This is a genomic window from Pseudomonas sp. DW-iso3, assembly GCF_058725305.1.
Window position 1 is genome coordinate 390,929 of sequence record NZ_JBZXDZ010000002.1, and the last position, 14,547, is coordinate 405,475.

At 60.2% G+C, this 14,547-nt stretch carries 13 protein-coding genes and 1 pseudogene; 4 read left to right on the forward strand and 10 right to left on the reverse strand.

Annotated features, from left to right (window positions below):
* From AC4PS7_RS07550 to arnC, 7 genes are read right to left on the reverse strand one after another with little or no spacing between them, the layout of a single operon-like run.
* Positions 1-1,380, reverse strand: coding sequence for a UDP-glucose dehydrogenase family protein (locus tag AC4PS7_RS07550; protein ID WP_028616173.1), 1,380 nt, complete (start codon positions 1,378-1,380; stop codon positions 1-3).
* Complete coding sequence (gene arnF, locus AC4PS7_RS07555) at positions 1,377-1,778, reverse strand: 4-amino-4-deoxy-L-arabinose-phosphoundecaprenol flippase subunit ArnF (protein ID WP_010210419.1); 402 nt, start codon at positions 1,776-1,778, stop codon at positions 1,377-1,379. Before arnF ends, AC4PS7_RS07550 begins: the two co-directional genes overlap by 4 nt.
* Positions 1,775-2,122: a 4-amino-4-deoxy-L-arabinose-phosphoundecaprenol flippase subunit ArnE gene (arnE, locus tag AC4PS7_RS07560; protein WP_010210422.1), complete on the reverse strand. Its 348-nt coding sequence runs from the start codon at positions 2,120-2,122 to the stop codon at positions 1,775-1,777. Before arnE ends, arnF begins: the two co-directional genes overlap by 4 nt.
* Positions 2,119-3,774 carry a lipid IV(A) 4-amino-4-deoxy-L-arabinosyltransferase gene (arnT, locus tag AC4PS7_RS07565; RefSeq protein WP_044287212.1) on the reverse strand — a complete coding sequence of 552 codons (1,656 nt, stop codon included), beginning with the start codon at positions 3,772-3,774 and terminating at the stop codon, positions 2,119-2,121. Before arnT ends, arnE begins: the two co-directional genes overlap by 4 nt.
* The gene (gene arnD, locus AC4PS7_RS07570; RefSeq protein ID WP_010210426.1) at positions 3,771-4,655 is read right to left on the reverse strand and encodes a 4-deoxy-4-formamido-L-arabinose-phosphoundecaprenol deformylase; all 885 of its coding nucleotides are present in this window, start codon (positions 4,653-4,655) and stop codon (positions 3,771-3,773) included. The genes arnT and arnD overlap by 4 nt, the downstream gene beginning before the upstream one ends.
* Positions 4,655-6,646, reverse strand: a complete 1,992-nt coding sequence (gene arnA, locus AC4PS7_RS07575; RefSeq protein ID WP_069673039.1) for a bifunctional UDP-4-amino-4-deoxy-L-arabinose formyltransferase/UDP-glucuronic acid oxidase ArnA — start codon at positions 6,644-6,646, stop codon at positions 4,655-4,657. The genes arnD and arnA overlap by 1 nt, the downstream gene beginning before the upstream one ends.
* Positions 6,643-7,677 (reverse strand): undecaprenyl-phosphate 4-deoxy-4-formamido-L-arabinose transferase, encoded by a 1,035-nt coding sequence (gene arnC, locus AC4PS7_RS07580; protein WP_492179261.1) that lies wholly within the window; start codon positions 7,675-7,677, stop codon positions 6,643-6,645. The genes arnA and arnC overlap by 4 nt, the downstream gene beginning before the upstream one ends.
* A 413-nt stretch (positions 7,678-8,090) precedes the next feature.
* Between arnC and AC4PS7_RS07585 the strand changes: the two genes are divergently transcribed.
* A complete protein-coding gene (locus tag AC4PS7_RS07585) occupies positions 8,091-8,915 on the forward strand; it encodes a M949_RS01915 family surface polysaccharide biosynthesis protein (RefSeq protein ID WP_031291350.1) in 825 nt (274 codons plus the stop codon).
* A 108-nt stretch (positions 8,916-9,023) separates the two neighbouring features.
* A complete protein-coding gene (locus AC4PS7_RS07590) occupies positions 9,024-9,938 on the forward strand; it encodes a site-specific integrase (protein WP_021493142.1) in 915 nt (304 codons plus the stop codon).
* Between the two features lie 125 nt (positions 9,939-10,063).
* Here the strand turns inward: AC4PS7_RS07590 and AC4PS7_RS07595 are convergent, their stop codons facing one another.
* Positions 10,064-10,921, reverse strand: coding sequence for an SDR family oxidoreductase (locus tag AC4PS7_RS07595; RefSeq protein ID WP_198581709.1), 858 nt, complete (start codon positions 10,919-10,921; stop codon positions 10,064-10,066).
* 196 nt (positions 10,922-11,117) lie between these two features.
* Positions 11,118-12,326 carry a multidrug effflux MFS transporter gene (locus AC4PS7_RS07600; protein ID WP_021493144.1) on the reverse strand — a complete coding sequence of 403 codons (1,209 nt, stop codon included), beginning with the start codon at positions 12,324-12,326 and terminating at the stop codon, positions 11,118-11,120.
* Between the two features lie 631 nt (positions 12,327-12,957).
* On the opposite strand from AC4PS7_RS07600, the pseudogene AC4PS7_RS07605 reads away from it, so the two are divergent.
* A pseudogene (locus AC4PS7_RS07605) lies at positions 12,958-13,242 on the forward strand (HAMP domain-containing protein); the annotation flags it as partial.
* Between the two features lie 132 nt (positions 13,243-13,374).
* Positions 13,375-14,100, forward strand: coding sequence for a methyl-accepting chemotaxis protein (locus tag AC4PS7_RS07610; protein WP_492179353.1), 726 nt, complete (start codon positions 13,375-13,377; stop codon positions 14,098-14,100).
* 58 nt (positions 14,101-14,158) lie between these two features.
* On the opposite strand, the gene AC4PS7_RS07615 is transcribed toward AC4PS7_RS07610, so the two are convergent.
* Positions 14,159-14,518 (reverse strand): winged helix-turn-helix transcriptional regulator, encoded by a 360-nt coding sequence (locus AC4PS7_RS07615; RefSeq protein ID WP_044287208.1) that lies wholly within the window; start codon positions 14,516-14,518, stop codon positions 14,159-14,161.
* Positions 14,519-14,547: the final 29 nt, after the last annotated feature.

The window sequence follows — 14,547 nt, forward strand, 5'->3', positions numbered from 1 at the left end:
TTAGGCTTCCACGACCTGCGGCAACCATTGCTGCTGCGGAATCGGCAACTGGCAGGAGTCGCCACGGCCGATCGGGTAGTACTGGAAGCCTTTGCGCGCCAGGCGCTCGCCGTCATAGAGGTTGCGGCCGTCGAAGATCACCGGGGTTTTCAAGCGCTGGTGGATCAGGTCGAAGTCCGGCGCCTTGAACTGCTGCCATTCGGTGCAGACGATCAGCGCGTCGGCGCCGCCCAGGGTGGATTCCGGGGTACCCATCAGCATCAGCCGTGGATCGTCGCCATAGATGCGCTGGGTTTCCTGCATGGCTTCCGGATCGAAAGCACGCACGTTGGCGCCAGCCGCCCACAAGGCTTCCATCAACACCCGGCTGGGCGCGTCACGCATGTCGTCGGTGTTCGGCTTGAACGCCAGGCCCCACAGGGCAAAGGTCTTGCCGCGCAGGTTGCCCTTGAAGAATGCATTGATGCGTTCGAATAATTTGCTCTTCTGGCGCTGGTTGATGGCTTCCACGGCTTCCAGCAGGTCGCTGGAGCAGTTGGCTTGCTTGGCGCTGTGGATCAGGGCGCGCATGTCCTTGGGGAAGCACGACCCCCCATAGCCGCAGCCGGGGTAGATGAAGTGGTAACCGATGCGCGAGTCGGCACCGATGCCAAGGCGCACGGCTTCGATGTCTGCGCCCAGGTGCTCGGCCAGCTCGGCGATCTGGTTGATGAAGCTGATCTTGGTGGCCAACATGCAGTTGGCGGCGTATTTGGTCAGCTCGGCGCTGCGCAGGTCCATGAAAATAATGCGGTCATGGTTGCGATTGAAAGGGGCATACAGGTCGCGCATCACCTCGCGCACTTCTTCGCGCTCGCAGCCGATGATGATGCGGTCCGGGCGGCGGCAGTCGGCCACGGCCGAGCCTTCCTTGAGGAATTCCGGGTTGGAGACGATATCGAACTCCAGGTGCCGACCGGCCAAGTGCAGGGCTTTCTCGATATGCGCACGCAGGGTGTCGCCAGTACCGACGGGCACGGTGGATTTTTCCACCAGGATCACCGGTTCCTTGCGATGACGGGCCACGGCATCGCCCACCGACAGCACGTACTTCAAGTCCGCCGAACCGTCTTCGTCCGACGGCGTACCCACGGCGATAAACAGCACTTCGCCATGCTCGACCGCGAGTTTCTCGTCATGGGTAAAGTGCAGCCGCCCGCTTTCCAGGTTTTCCTTGACCATCGCCGCCAGCCCCGGCTCGAAGATCGTCACATGGCCCTTCTGCAAAGACTCGACCTTGTTCTTGTCAACGTCCATGCAGATGACATCGTGACCGACTTCGGCCAACACAGTGGCCTGCACCAGACCGACGTAACCACTACCAAATACACTGATTTTCATGGGGCATTCCTGGGACTTGTAGCGCTAGCACGACGAGAGTTGATAACCAGCACACCGAGGATGACCAAAGCCACCCCCAGGGTTTTTGAAATGGAGAAGTCTTCGTTGAACACCGGCAGGCTGGCCGCCAGCAGGTACACCAGGGCGTAGCTGATGCTCAACAGTGAATAGGCACGGCCCAGTGGCAGGTGCTTGAGCGCGCCGAGCCAGCAGAGCATCGACAGCGCGTAGGCCAGAATCGCCAGGAGCACCACGCCGAGGGCGTCGAGATCAATCTGGACGCTCAGCCACTGGTTGGGCAGCGGCAAGCGCGTCATGCTCCAGCGCATGCCCAATTGGGCGGCGCTGACCAGGCCAACACTGCCCAGGGCCAGGGCAAACCCTTGAACCCGGCTCATACGTGACGCCCCAGCAGCACGACACCGCCGATCACCAGCGCCACGCCCAACCAGTGACGGCCGTCGATGGGCTCATCAAAGACAAACCGCGCCACCAGTGTGACCAGCACGAAATTCAGGCTGAGCATGGGGTAGGCAATGCCCACCTCAAGGCGCTGCAACACCAGCAGCCACACCAACAGGCCCAGACCCAGACACATCAGCGCCGACCACAACCACGGCGAACGCAGTTTCAGTGCCCAGCCGTCCGGCAGGTCACGCCAGCTTTCCACGGCGAATTTCTGCGACACCTGGCCCATGCAGGTCAGCAAGCAGGCAGCCACTAACAGCAGCAAGGTGATCAAGGCGTCACCTGCGGGAAGATCAGGATCACTATATTGCCTTGCTCATAGCGCTGGCCGTCGCTGGGCAACAAAGCGATTTCGGCTCGCTCATCGTCACCTTTGACGCGCATCACCACACCGACCGTGCCTTTTTTACGCGCATCGCTCATCCACTGCTGAACCTGAGGCATATCCACCTTGTGATGCCCGGCATCCGGGTAGGCGAGGCCGTATTTGACTTCACCGACGGTGTTGTAGAGCGTCACGTCCGGCCGTGCCAGGCGCCACGACAAGGCCGATGCGGCGCCGAGGTCATTGCTCAACAGTGCAGTGGCCGGTTGCAGTTCCTGCAGGTGATCGATGATGAATGGGTCGGGGGTCTTGTTGTAAACCACTGAGTGCGGCAGCGCGGCTGGCAACAGGGCGACCATCAGCCAGCTGCCAAGCACTGGCATCGCCCACAAGCGAAGCGGCTGTGCGGCCTGCAGCAGGTTGACCAGGATCCAGCCGAACAGGAATGTGAACACCAGTACCAGGCTGAGTGTTTCCTGACCGTGTTCATACACCGGTTTTTTCAGTTGGAACCAGCTCAGCGCCAGCAGCATCACCACGCCGATGATCAGGTTCAACCAGCCATTGATACGCACTGCGCGGTAACGGCCCTGGGCCAGTTTGTCGGTCAGGGTATTGCCCATCAACAACGCCAAGGGCAGCAGGCACGGCATGATGTAGGAGGGCAGCTTGCCCTTGGCCAGGCTGAAGAACGCCAGGGGCATCAGCAACCACAGCAATACAAAGCCGGTTTGTGCGCTGCGTTTGTCCTGCCAGGCCTGCTTGAGCGTGGACGGCAACAACGCCACCCATGGCAGGCAGAACGCAACCAGCAACGGCAGGTAATACCAGAACGGCTCGGCATGCTGGGCGTCGTCACCGGCAAAGCGCTGGATATGCTCGTGCCAGAAGAAGAAGTGCCAGTAGTCGGGCTCTTGCAGGTGTACAGCCAGCGCCCACGGCAAGCTGATGACAATCGCCACCACCACCGCCACCAGGCCGTAACCGAGCAGCTCGCGGAAACGCTGTTGCCAGATCGCATAGGGCAGGGCGATCAACACCGGGAGCAGCCACGCCAGAAAGCCCTTGGTCATGAAACCCATGCCGCAGGCAAACCCCAACAGCGCCCAGGCGCCGAGTCGTCCATTGCGGGTCGTGCTGTCAAAGCAAAACCACAAGGCCACGCCCGTCAGGTTCACCCAGAACGTGAACTGCGGATCGAGGTTGGCATAACCGCCCAGGGCCGCCACGCTGACAAAACTCATGTACAGCACGGTGCTGATCAGGCTCTTCTGCGGGTCATTCCACAACCGACGCGACACCAGGTACACCAACAGGATGCTCAATCCGGTGCTCAACGCCGACGCAAACCGCACGCCGAACAGGTTCTGCCCGAAGATCGCCTGGCCCAGCGCGATCATCCAGTAACCGGCCGCCGGTTTCTCGAAGTAACGGATACCCATGAAGTGCGGCGACGCCCATTTTCCGGTCAGCAGCATTTCCTGGCTGATTTGCGCATAACGGGTTTCATCCGGAATCCACAGACCATGGGTAGCCAGTGGCAGCAGGTAAAACACGCCAAACGCCAGCAGGAGCAGGGGCAGGGCCCAACGGCGAATCATGCCTGCTGCACTCCAAGCCAACCCTCGCGACCGGGCAAGACGCCGCGCACCAGCTGTTGCTGGGGCAGGGTGGTCAGGTCCGCCGGCAACAACTCGCCCAACGGTTTGAAATCGATGCCGCGCTGCCCTGCCTGGGCGAGCAACTGGCGGAACTCATTGGCCATCAGAATCCCTTCTACCTCTGCGTGGATCGTGTAGACGTTGAGCTTCGACTCGGCAAAGCGGTCGAGGATGAACGTATTGAAGTCCTTGGCAGCCACTACCGGCCCGACGACTTCGTCGAAGGTCGGCAGGTCCACCGGAATCTGTGGGGTACCCGCACTGCCATCGGCCAAGGTGGGACGAAACAGGCTAGTGCCGCGGCAATCGCTGTTGTAGCGAAAGTTGAACCCTTGCTTGGCTTGCACGACGCGTTCATCGGCGCGCCAACCGGCGGCCGCTGAACAGTCAATGCGCTCACCAAGGATGTCGCTCAGGCTCTCCACGCCGCGTCGAATTTGCTCGACCAACTGCGCTTCGCTCCAGCGCCCGGTGTTGGCCTGCCAGCCGTGGTGATCCCAGGCGTGCAGGCCGACCTCATGCCCGGCCGCCTTGGCTTGGCGCATCAGGTGCCCCAGGTCGCGACCGATCGGCTTGCCCGGCCAGGCGGTACCAGCCAGCAGGATATCCAGGCCATACAGCCCGACGGCGTTGGAACGCAGCATCTTCCACAGGAACTGCGGGCGGATGAGACGCCACAGGTGGCGCCCCATGTTGTCCGGCCCGACACTGAAGAAAAACGTCGCTTTTACCGAGGCTTCGTCCAGGGATTCGAGCAACCGTGGCACACCTTCACGGGTGCCTCGGTAGGTGTCGACGTCGATGCGAAGACCTGCATCCATTACTTTTTGTCCGCGATTTCGAGCATCGCTTCACGCAGGAAGAAATCCAGCGTGTTGCCGATGGTTTCACTCATCTCTACGGTCGGCTCCCAGTTCAGCAGGCGCTTGGCGTTTTCGATGCTTGGCTTGCGATGTGCCACGTCCTGGTAACCGGTGCCGTAGAACGCCTTGCTTTCCACGTCACGGAAACCGGCGAACGGCGGGAAGTTGCCACGCAGCGGGTGCGCTTCGAACTGGCGCAGCAGCTCTTCGCCCAATTGGCGGATGCTGGCTTCGTTTTCCGGGTTGCCGATGTTGATGATCTGGCCGTTGCACGCGTCGTTGTCGTTATCAATGATGCGCGCCAGGGCTTCGATACCGTCGGCGATGTCAGTGAAGCAACGTTTCTGCTCACCACCGTCGAACAGACGGATCGGCGTACCTTCCACCAGGTTCAGGATCAGTTGGGTGATCGCACGGGAGCTGCCGATGCGCGCGGAGTCCAGGCGGTCGAGACGCGGGCCCATCCAGTTGAACGGACGGAACAGGGTGAAGTTCAGGCCCTTGGCGCCGTAGGCCCAGATCACGCGGTCGAGCAGTTGTTTGGAGACCGAGTAGATCCAGCGTTGCTTGTTGACCGGGCCGACCACCAGGTTGGAGGTGTCTTCATCGAAGTACTGGTCCTGGCACATGCCATAGACTTCGGAGGTCGACGGGAAGATCACGCGCTTGTTGTACTTGACGCAATAGCGCACCAGCTTGAGGTTTTCCTCGAAGTCCAGCTCGAACACGCGCAGCGGGTTGCGGGTGTATTCGATCGGCGTGGCGATGGCTACCAACGGCAGGACCACGTCGCACTTCTTGATGTGGTACTCGATCCACTCGGTGTGGATGCTGATGTCGCCTTCCACGTAATGGAAGTTCGGGTGGCTGCGCAGGCGCTCGATGGCGTCGGAGCCGATGTCCAGGCCATAGACTTCGTAACGGTCGTCACGCAGCAGACGCTCGGACAGGTGGTTACCGATAAAGCCATTCACGCCCAGGATCAGCACACGGGTACGCCGTGTCTTGCGGCCGGACTCGGCGCCGCGCAGCACGGAACCGTCCACCAGGCCCAATTCGTTGGCCAGGGAAGGACCGGCCAGGTACAGGCCGTTGTCATTGCGTTGGCCGAACTTGATCACCAGGGAGTCTTCACCGCAGGCAATGCGCAGCGGGTTGACGCTGATCACGCGGCCCGGCGCCTGGCCATCGTTGCCCTTGACCACTTCGGCTTGCCACACGATCAGCTTGTGCTCGCCGACCGCGCAGAAAGCGCCCGGATACGGTTGAGTCACGGCGCGAACCAGGTTGAACAATGCTTCAGCCGGTTTTTTCCATTCCAGCTTGCCATCGGCGGCGGTGCGGCGACCGAAGTAAGTGGCCTGGCTTTCGTCCTGGGCGGTCTCCGCCAGCTTGCCTTGAGCCAGTTGCGGCAGGGCGTCACGCAGCAGGTTGCTGGCGGCGTCGCGCAGTTTGGCGTGCAGGGTCAGGCCGGTATCAGTGCGATCGATCACGACTTTCTGTTGGGCCATGATCGCGCCGGCATCGGCACGCTTGACCATGCGGTGCAGGGTTACGCCGGTTTCGCTTTCGCCATTGACCAGCACCCAGTTGGCCGGGGCGCGGCCACGGTATTTGGGCAGCAGCGAGCCGTGAAGATTGAATGCGCCGTTGCGTGCGGTTGCCAGCAATGGCTCGCTCAGCAGGTTGCGGTAGTAGAACGAGAAAATGTAGTCCGGGTTCAGCTTGGCGATGCGCTCGACCCACAGCGGGTGGTTCGCGTCTTCCGGAGCGTGCACTGGAATACCGTTGCGTGCGCACAGTTGAGCAACGGAACCGTAGAAGTTGTTCTCCTTCGGGTCGTCGGCATGGGTGAACACAGCAGCAATTTCGTAACCCGTGTTGAGCAGCGCTTCAAGGCCTGCACAACCAATGTCGTGGTACGCGAATACAACAGCTTTTGAACTCATGATTGGACCTGATCAGCAGAAGAAGTAGAAGTATGGGAAGACACCAGGCCGTCAACGACGACCACGGGAGCCGGTGCTGCCGGTTGGTTGCGCAGCACCTTTTCGACAAAGAAGCGCGGACGGGCGCGCACATCGCTGTACATGCGGCCCAGGTATTCACCCAAGAGGCCCATGCCGATGAATTGGCCACCGGTGAACACGAACAGCACGGCGAACAGTACGAACAAGCCATCACCGGCCCAGTCGGCACCAAAGGCCAGGCGCATGACGATCAACGCCAGGGCAAACAGCATGCCGAGCGCCGCCAGGCTGAAGCCGACGATGGACAGCAGGCGCAGCGGGGTGGTGGTCATGCAGGTCAGCAAGTCGAACATCAGGCTGATCAGGCGCATGGCGCTGTATTTGGATTCGCCATGTTCACGCTCGGCGTGGTGCACCAGGATCTCGGTGGTGTGGCGGGCAAAGCCGTTGGCCAGGATCGGGATGAAGGTGCTGCGCTCGCGGCAGGCCAGCATCGCGTCGACAATGGTGCGGCGGTAGGCGCGCAACATGCAGCCGTAATCGGTCATGGCCACGCCGGTGGAGCGCTGCACGGCCAGGTTGATCAAGCGCGAAGGCCAGCGGCGGAAGGCCGAGTCCTGGCGATTATTGCGCACGGTCGCAACCACGTCGTAACCGAGGGCGGCTTGGTCCACCAGGCGCGGGATTTCTTCGGGCGGGTTTTGCAGGTCGGCGTCAAGGGTGATTACCACCTCGCCCCGGCACTGCTCGAAACCGGCCATGATCGCCGCATGCTGGCCGTAGTTGCGATTGAGGATCACCGCCACCACGTTGCTGCCGTCTTCAGCCGCAGCGTCTTCCAGCAGTTGGGCCGAATTGTCGCGGCTACCGTCATCCACCAGGATGATTTCGTATTCGTAGGCCAGCTGCTTGCAGGCCGCAGTGGTGCGACGCAGCAATTCAGGCAGGCTCTCTTGTTCGTTGTAGACCGGGATAACGATCGACACGCAATGAATAGGGTAGGGTTTCAAAGATTCATGACCTCGGGGTTAGAGCATCTTGGAGCGTGGAAACAGCAGCAATCATTGGGGCGAACGTCCAGGCCGCAGGTTAAGAAACGGCGCCAAAGGTGAAGCGTAATCAATAGGTTAGACGATATAGCGCGGCTTGCCGTGAAGTACTGTGTTTAAGATTAAGCGTAAAAATGTGGAACAGATATGAAAGGCGGATGAAAAACTCGTTTATTTGACAGGTAGACAGCTAGGGTTCAGCTAAGCAACTAACGGGTTGTCGACTTTAGTTAGTGGGCGAAATAAGAACTGTTTGTAGGACGTTTGGTTCAACTTGAGCGCCTACGCTCAGCCAACGAATTTTAGTGAAGAATCTTCTCTGCAATGCGCCCCAAGTGCCGGTAAAGTAAGCCGTCTCTTGCCAGGGTGATCGAATGAATAGCGTGCAGCTTTTACGCGGCCAATTGCGGCCTGCTTTGATGGGATCATTGATGGCGTTGTTGATGAGCGTGGCCAGTGTCACGACAGTCCAGGCCGATGACGGCGTGGCGCTGACCAGCATCGATCAAGTGCCGGACGGCGTGGAAGTGCGCGGCAAGCAGATCGCCGCCTACACCTGGGACGATAAACAAGGCAAGAACCTGCTGGTGCTCGCCGAGCAAGTCAGCGAGCGTGACGACGACGGCACCCAGTCGGGGTTCGTGTATGCGGCGCAATACCTGATCGACGGCAACCGCCCCAAGCGTGTGTGGATGCTCTACGACGACGTGCAGCATTGCGAATTCGACGCCGCCCTGCATTTTGACAGGGCGGCGACCAAGGTCACCGACCTCACCGGCGACGGCATCACCCAGGCCACCGTGGGCTATTCGCGAACCTGCACCAGCGATGTTAGCCCCAACGAATTCAAGCTGATCATGCATGTCGGCAAGTCGCAGAAATTCCGTCTGCGCGGCCTGGACCGCGTGGGGGCTGCCTGGTGGGACGAAGAGGCTGGCGCCTTGCGCGGCATGCCGTTGCCCAAGGATTGCAGCGTGGCCGGACAGCAGGCACTGGTCAGCCAGTACAAGGAGCAGGGCACCGAGTTGCCGTTGCCGGGTTGTTATGGCGATGAAAAGGATTTTGCCAAAGCCCCTGAGGCTTACTTGACGTTCATGCGTCAACACTGGTTCGCGCTGATGCAGAAGCAGGACAGCGACTGGAGCCAGACCCAGGTCCAGCCGCAGGACCCTACCGAAGATGACGACACGGCCCCGTGATTTTGTGCCTGGGCCGGTCCTGGGTTAGACTCGGCCTTCGCCAATTCACTAAATACCTCGATTAATCAAAGGCTTGTTCGAGGTATTTAATCCAAAGGCTGATCTACCTTGACTGAGTCTATCCGCAACCCGCTGACCCTTTACCTCACCCGCCTGGCACCCTCCAGCCAACTGACCATGCGCTACGTGTTGCAAGACGCGGCCGACCGCCTGGGCTTCGAGGACATTAACCTTGAAGACATCGACTGGCATCTGCTGCAGCCCGAACACGTGATCGCCCTGGTCGCTGCCTTGCGTGAGGACGGCTACGCGCCGAATACCTCATCGTTATATGTCAACGCGGTACGCGGTGTGATGAACGAAGCCTGGCGGCTGAACCTGATCAGCCAGGAACACCTGTTGCGCATGCGCACCGTCAAGGCTGCACCGGGCACGCGCCTGAGCCAGGGCCGCAACCTGCGGCGCAGCCTGATCCGCGAAATGATGGAAGTCTGCGCTGCCGACCCTCGGCCCCAGGGCCTGCGGGATGCGGCGGTGATCGGCATTCTGTATGGCTCCGGCATGCGCAAGTCGGAGTCGGTCAACCTCGACCTGGCGCAGATCAACTTCGAAGAGCGCAGCCTGCGGGTGATCGGCAAGGGTAACAAGGAGTTGATCAAGTACGCGCCGGACTGGGCATTCGCCAAGTTGCAGGCGTGGCTGGCGTTTCGCCGCGAGCAACTCAAGGAAGGCGAGCAGGACGACAGTTTCCTGTTCAACCGCATCCGCCGCGGCAGCCATATCACCCGCGAGCGCATCACCAAGCATGCGATCTACTACATCGCCCGCCAGCGCGGTCAGCAGGTAGGCGTGAAAATCATGCCCCATGACTTCCGCCGCTCGTTCATTACTCGGGTGATTGAAGAACATGACCTGTCGATTGCACAGAAACTGGCGCACCACACCAATATCCAGACCACCGCCAGCTATGACGTGCGTGACGACAACGAGCGGCGGCGGGCGGTGGATCGGTTTGATCTGTAGGACTGGCGACTGTAATCCCCTGTGGGAGCCGGGCTTGCCCGCGATGCGGACACTTCGGTATTGCTGTTGTACCGAGGTGATGCAATCGCAGGCAAGCCAGCTCCCACAATGATTTTTGGCAGAGGTTAGAGGATAGGCTTGCCGCCCGTGACCGCATAACGCGACCCAGAGATATAGCTGCCTTCATCCGAGGCCAGCAGCACATAGATCGGCGCGACTTCCACCGGTTGGCCCGGGCGGCCCAGCGGGGTTTCGCTGCCGAAGCTCTTCACGTCTTCATCGGTCATGGTCGCCACAATCAGCGGCGTCCAGATCGGTCCCGGCGCTACGCTGTTGACGCGAATGCCCTTGCTGCCGAGCAACTGCGCCAGACCACCCGTGAAGTTCGCGATCGCACCCTTGGTGGCGGCGTAGGGCATCAACGTCGGCTTGGGCATGTCCGAGTTGACCGACGATGTATTGATGATCGAACTGCCCGCCTTCATATGCGGCACGGCAGCCTTGCAGATACGAAACATGGCTGTGATGTTGATATCGAAGGTTTTCACCCATTCCTCGTCTGAGATATCTTCAAGCGTTTCATGGCTCATCTGGAATGCTGCATTGTTGACCAGCACATCAATACGGCCGAATTGCTCGACCGTCTTGTCGACCAGCGACTGGCATACGCTTTTCTGCGCGATATCACCGGGCAGCAACAGGCACTGGCGTCCGGCTTCCTCGACCCAGCGTGCGGTTTCCCTGGCGTCCTCATGTTCATCCAGATAAGCGATAGCCACATCCGCGCCTTCGCGTGCAAAAGCGATCGCAACGGCACGGCCGATGCCACTGTCGGCGCCGGTGATCAGCGCGATCTTGTTGGCGAGCCGGCCGGAGCCCTTGTAGCTTTGCTCGCCGCAATCCGGGTAAGGGTCCATTTTTTTCTGCGAACCTGGCACGTTCTGAGCTTGCGGCGCGAAGGGTGGGCGAGGGTAGTCAGTCATTTCAATCTCCATAGGTTTCCAAAGGTGCTATGGGATTAGTAGTTTTGCGCCGGACGATAGTTGTAATGGATGCCATTGAAGCCCGACGAGTGGTTGGCTTCAGACTTATGCATACAGGGTATTTCCACGCTTTGATGTTGCCCCGTAGGCGCAGTCAAGATTCGAGATCCGAACCTGCTGCGCAGACGGGCAGCGATCAGGAGGAGGGCGGGGCACTGGCCAGGTGAGTGGGCAGGCGGCGCAAGGTCCACAGCGTGGTGAGCATCGCTGCGATGGCGCATAGCGCAATGCCTATCAGCATCGGCGCGGGTGTGTGATCGGCGAACACACCGACCACCGTCATTGACAGGGCTGCCGTGATCATCTGGATCGCCCCGAGCAGGGCCGAGGCAGAACCGGCCACCGCGCCATGATCCTCCAACGACAACACACCGGCTGCCGGCAGCAGCAGGCCGAGAAAGCCAAAGCCGATAAACAGCAGCGTCATCATCAAGGCCAGGCTATCGACCCATAGCGTGGTGGCCGCCAGCAAGGCCATGACCGCCGCCACGGCCACCACCGACCAGCGGATCAACGGCGCCAGGCCAAAGCGTGCAGTGAGGCGCGCGGTCAGTTGGCTCATGGCGAAAAACGAGGCGGCATTCAGGGCAAAACCCAGGCTGAACTGGGTCGGCGTCAGGCCGTAATACTCGATGTACACGAACGGTGCGCTGCCGATGAACACGAAGAAGGTCGCCAAGCCAAAACCACATACCACCGACAAACCGATAAAGACCGGGTCGCGCAACAACGCGCCATAGCTGCTGAACGCATTGCCCAGGGTTTTGCCCAATCGACGTTCGGCCGGATGGGTCTCGGGCAGTTGCACGATGGTCATCACCAGGCAGGCCACGGCAACGACGGCCAGCACGGCAAACACTTCACGCCAGCTCCACAACGCGATCACCAGGCTGCCGGCGAGCGGCGCGAGGATCGGCGAGACGCTCATCACCAGCATCAGCAACGCCATGAGCTTCGCCGCTTCATGCCCGGTGTACAAGTCACGCACGATGGCCCGCGGAATCACCATGCCTGCGCACGCACCAAACGCCTGCAGGGCACGAAAGGCAATCAGTGTTTCGATGGTCGGCGCCAGCGCACACCCGACACTTGCCACGGCAAAAATTACCAGGCCTGCGTAAATCGGCGGTTTGCGCCCAAACACATCACTGATCGGCCCGTAGAACAGCTGGCACACCCCAACGATGACGAAAAACACAGTGAGGCTCATCTGCACCAGCGCGGGTGAGGCATGCAGGCTTGCGCCCAGAGTCGGCAAGGCTGGCAGGTAAATATCGATGGCGAAGGGGCCGACTGCGGTGATCAAACCCAGCAGCAAGGCGAGGTGGGCGATACGTCGAGACATGGGGCAGTTCCGGGCGGAGCAAAGGTCGGTCAGCTTAAGGGATCTGCGCAGATCCGCAAACTTAGGCTTCAATAAGCAGTATGGTTGGCCGATAACATGACCAGCGAGGCTTCTGCGGTTGGGTTCCCAACCGACTGACCAGGCACGGGGATATATCAGCATGACGATCAAACTACGCCTGATGCTGTTGATAGCGACCGGACTGCTTACGGCCTTGATCATGAACCTGGCCGGCTACCTGGGAAATACTCGGATGGGCACTGCCGTGCAGGACAGCGAGCTCAGCATGACGGCGCTGCGCAACCATATGGAAGCCGACATGATGCACGACGCCCTGCGCGCGGATGTGCTGTCGGCCATGCTGGTGGGCCTGGGTAAAAGTACCAGCACGAAGGCGCAGGTCAGCGATTCGCTCAAGGAACATGCCGAGCACTTTCGCCAGGTGTTGGCGGATAACCTCAAGCTGCCGCTGGACAACACGCTCAAGGCAAACCTGGAAAAAATCAAACCCAGCCTGGACAACTATATAAGTACCGGCGAGCGCATCGTCACCCTGGCGCTGGATGACCCCGACGCCGCTCGGGGCGAACTGGGTACGTTCAACGCCGCCTTCAGCCAGCTTGAAGATCAGATGGCGACGCTCAGTGAGCTGATCGAAAACAACACCCAGCAGGCCAGTGTCGGCACTCGGCAGAGCATCAGTGCCGCCAACTTCACCCTTGGCGTGGTGTTGATCGCCAGCCTTATATTGCTGTTGGCCCAGGGCCGCTGGGTCATCCTCAGCATCATGGGACCGCTGCAAACGGCCAGCCGGATTGCCGACAGCATTGCTCATGGCAACTTGAGCGAACCGATTGTCGAACCCGTGCGCAAAGATGAAGCCAGTGCATTGATTCGCAGCCTCGCCACCATGCAACGGGATTTGCGCGGCATGATCGACGTGGTGCGCAGCAACGCCCATGGCGTCAATACCACGAGCGAGCAACTGAGCCACGGCTGTCATGAAGTGGCTGGCAGCAGCCAGCAACAAAGCGCGGCGGCAAGCGCCATGGCCGCTGCCGCGAGTGAAATGACCGCGAGCATTGAGGAAATCACTCGGCATGCCGAGCGAGCATTGGCCATGGCCAACCAGGCTGAAACACTGGCCAAGGACGGTGGCCAGGTGATTCATCAGGTGGTCAGCGACATGGACGGCATTGCCCGCTCCGCGCAACAGTCCGCCCAGGTAATCCGCACGCTGGACAAGGAGTCCGAGGCGATTTACAGCATTATCCAGGTGATCAAGGGAATCGCCGACCAGACCAATTTGCTGGCCCTGAATGCCGCGATCGAGGCCGCCCGTGCCGGTGAGAAGGGGCGCGGTTTCGCCGTGGTCGCCGATGAAGTACGCAACCTCGCCGGGCGCACCAGTGCCTCGACCCAGGAAATTGCCAGCATGGTAGGGCGTATCCAGCAAAGCACGCGCGAAGCCGTCGCCAGCATGGAGGAGGGCGTTGCTCAGGTCGATAAGGGCATGGCGGTGACCGCTGATGTGGAGCGCTCAATTCGTGAGATTCTCCAGGCCACCTTGAATACCACCGAGATGGTCAACGATATCTCCCGAACCATCGGGGAGCAGAGCCTGGCCAGCAATGAAATTGCCCATCAGGTGGAGATGATTGCGCAGATGTCAGAGAGCAACAGTCGCGTAATCGGCCAGACGGCGTCGACGACGGACGAATTGTCTAGCTTGGCAGGCCAGCTGTCACAGTCCGTCGATCGATTCAGGCTCTAACTTATTGATTTAACTCAACTAAATAGTCATTTAGTTGAGTTGGATATCGGGCAGGGGCTCAGGACCGGGAGAGGGCAGACGTGCGTCGTTCGGCGATGCGCTCGACCGTTTGCATATGCTGCGTACCCCATTGGCACAACCCGCCCAGCGCCGTAGCCAAGGACTGGCCAAAGGGCGTGAGGGAGTACTCGACCTTCGGCGGTATCTCGTGAAAGTCCACACGAGCAATGATCTCGTCGCGCTCCAACTCCTTGAGTTGCTGAATCAACACTTTGTCAGTCACGCCGCCAATCGCGCGCCTTAATTCGCCATATCGATGAACATTCTGCGCCAGGTTGAACAGAACCAGGGGTTTCCATTTGCCGCCAATCACGGCCAGCGCAGCTTCCAGGCCACAGTTGAATGAGTTGTTAGCCATGATGATGAAGGCTCCGAGGGGGTACTTAC

Coding starts and splice junctions, on each gene's coding strand:
- AC4PS7_RS07610 (WP_492179353.1), top strand. CDS start 13,375: ATGGCCGCTGCCGCGAGTGAAATGACCGCGAGCATTGAGGAAATCACT.
- arnT (WP_044287212.1), bottom strand. CDS start 3,774: ATGATTCGCCGTTGGGCCCTGCCCCTGCTCCTGCTGGCGTTTGGCGTG.
- AC4PS7_RS07585 (WP_031291350.1), top strand. CDS start 8,091: ATGAATAGCGTGCAGCTTTTACGCGGCCAATTGCGGCCTGCTTTGATG.
- arnF (WP_010210419.1), bottom strand. CDS start 1,778: ATGAGCCGGGTTCAAGGGTTTGCCCTGGCCCTGGGCAGTGTTGGCCTG.
- AC4PS7_RS07615 (WP_044287208.1), bottom strand. CDS start 14,518: ATGGCTAACAACTCATTCAACTGTGGCCTGGAAGCTGCGCTGGCCGTG.
- arnA (WP_069673039.1), bottom strand. CDS start 6,646: ATGAGTTCAAAAGCTGTTGTATTCGCGTACCACGACATTGGTTGTGCA.
- AC4PS7_RS07550 (WP_028616173.1), bottom strand. CDS start 1,380: ATGAAAATCAGTGTATTTGGTAGTGGTTACGTCGGTCTGGTGCAGGCC.
- arnD (WP_010210426.1), bottom strand. CDS start 4,655: ATGGATGCAGGTCTTCGCATCGACGTCGACACCTACCGAGGCACCCGT.
- AC4PS7_RS07595 (WP_198581709.1), bottom strand. CDS start 10,921: ATGACTGACTACCCTCGCCCACCCTTCGCGCCGCAAGCTCAGAACGTG.
- AC4PS7_RS07600 (WP_021493144.1), bottom strand. CDS start 12,326: ATGTCTCGACGTATCGCCCACCTCGCCTTGCTGCTGGGTTTGATCACC.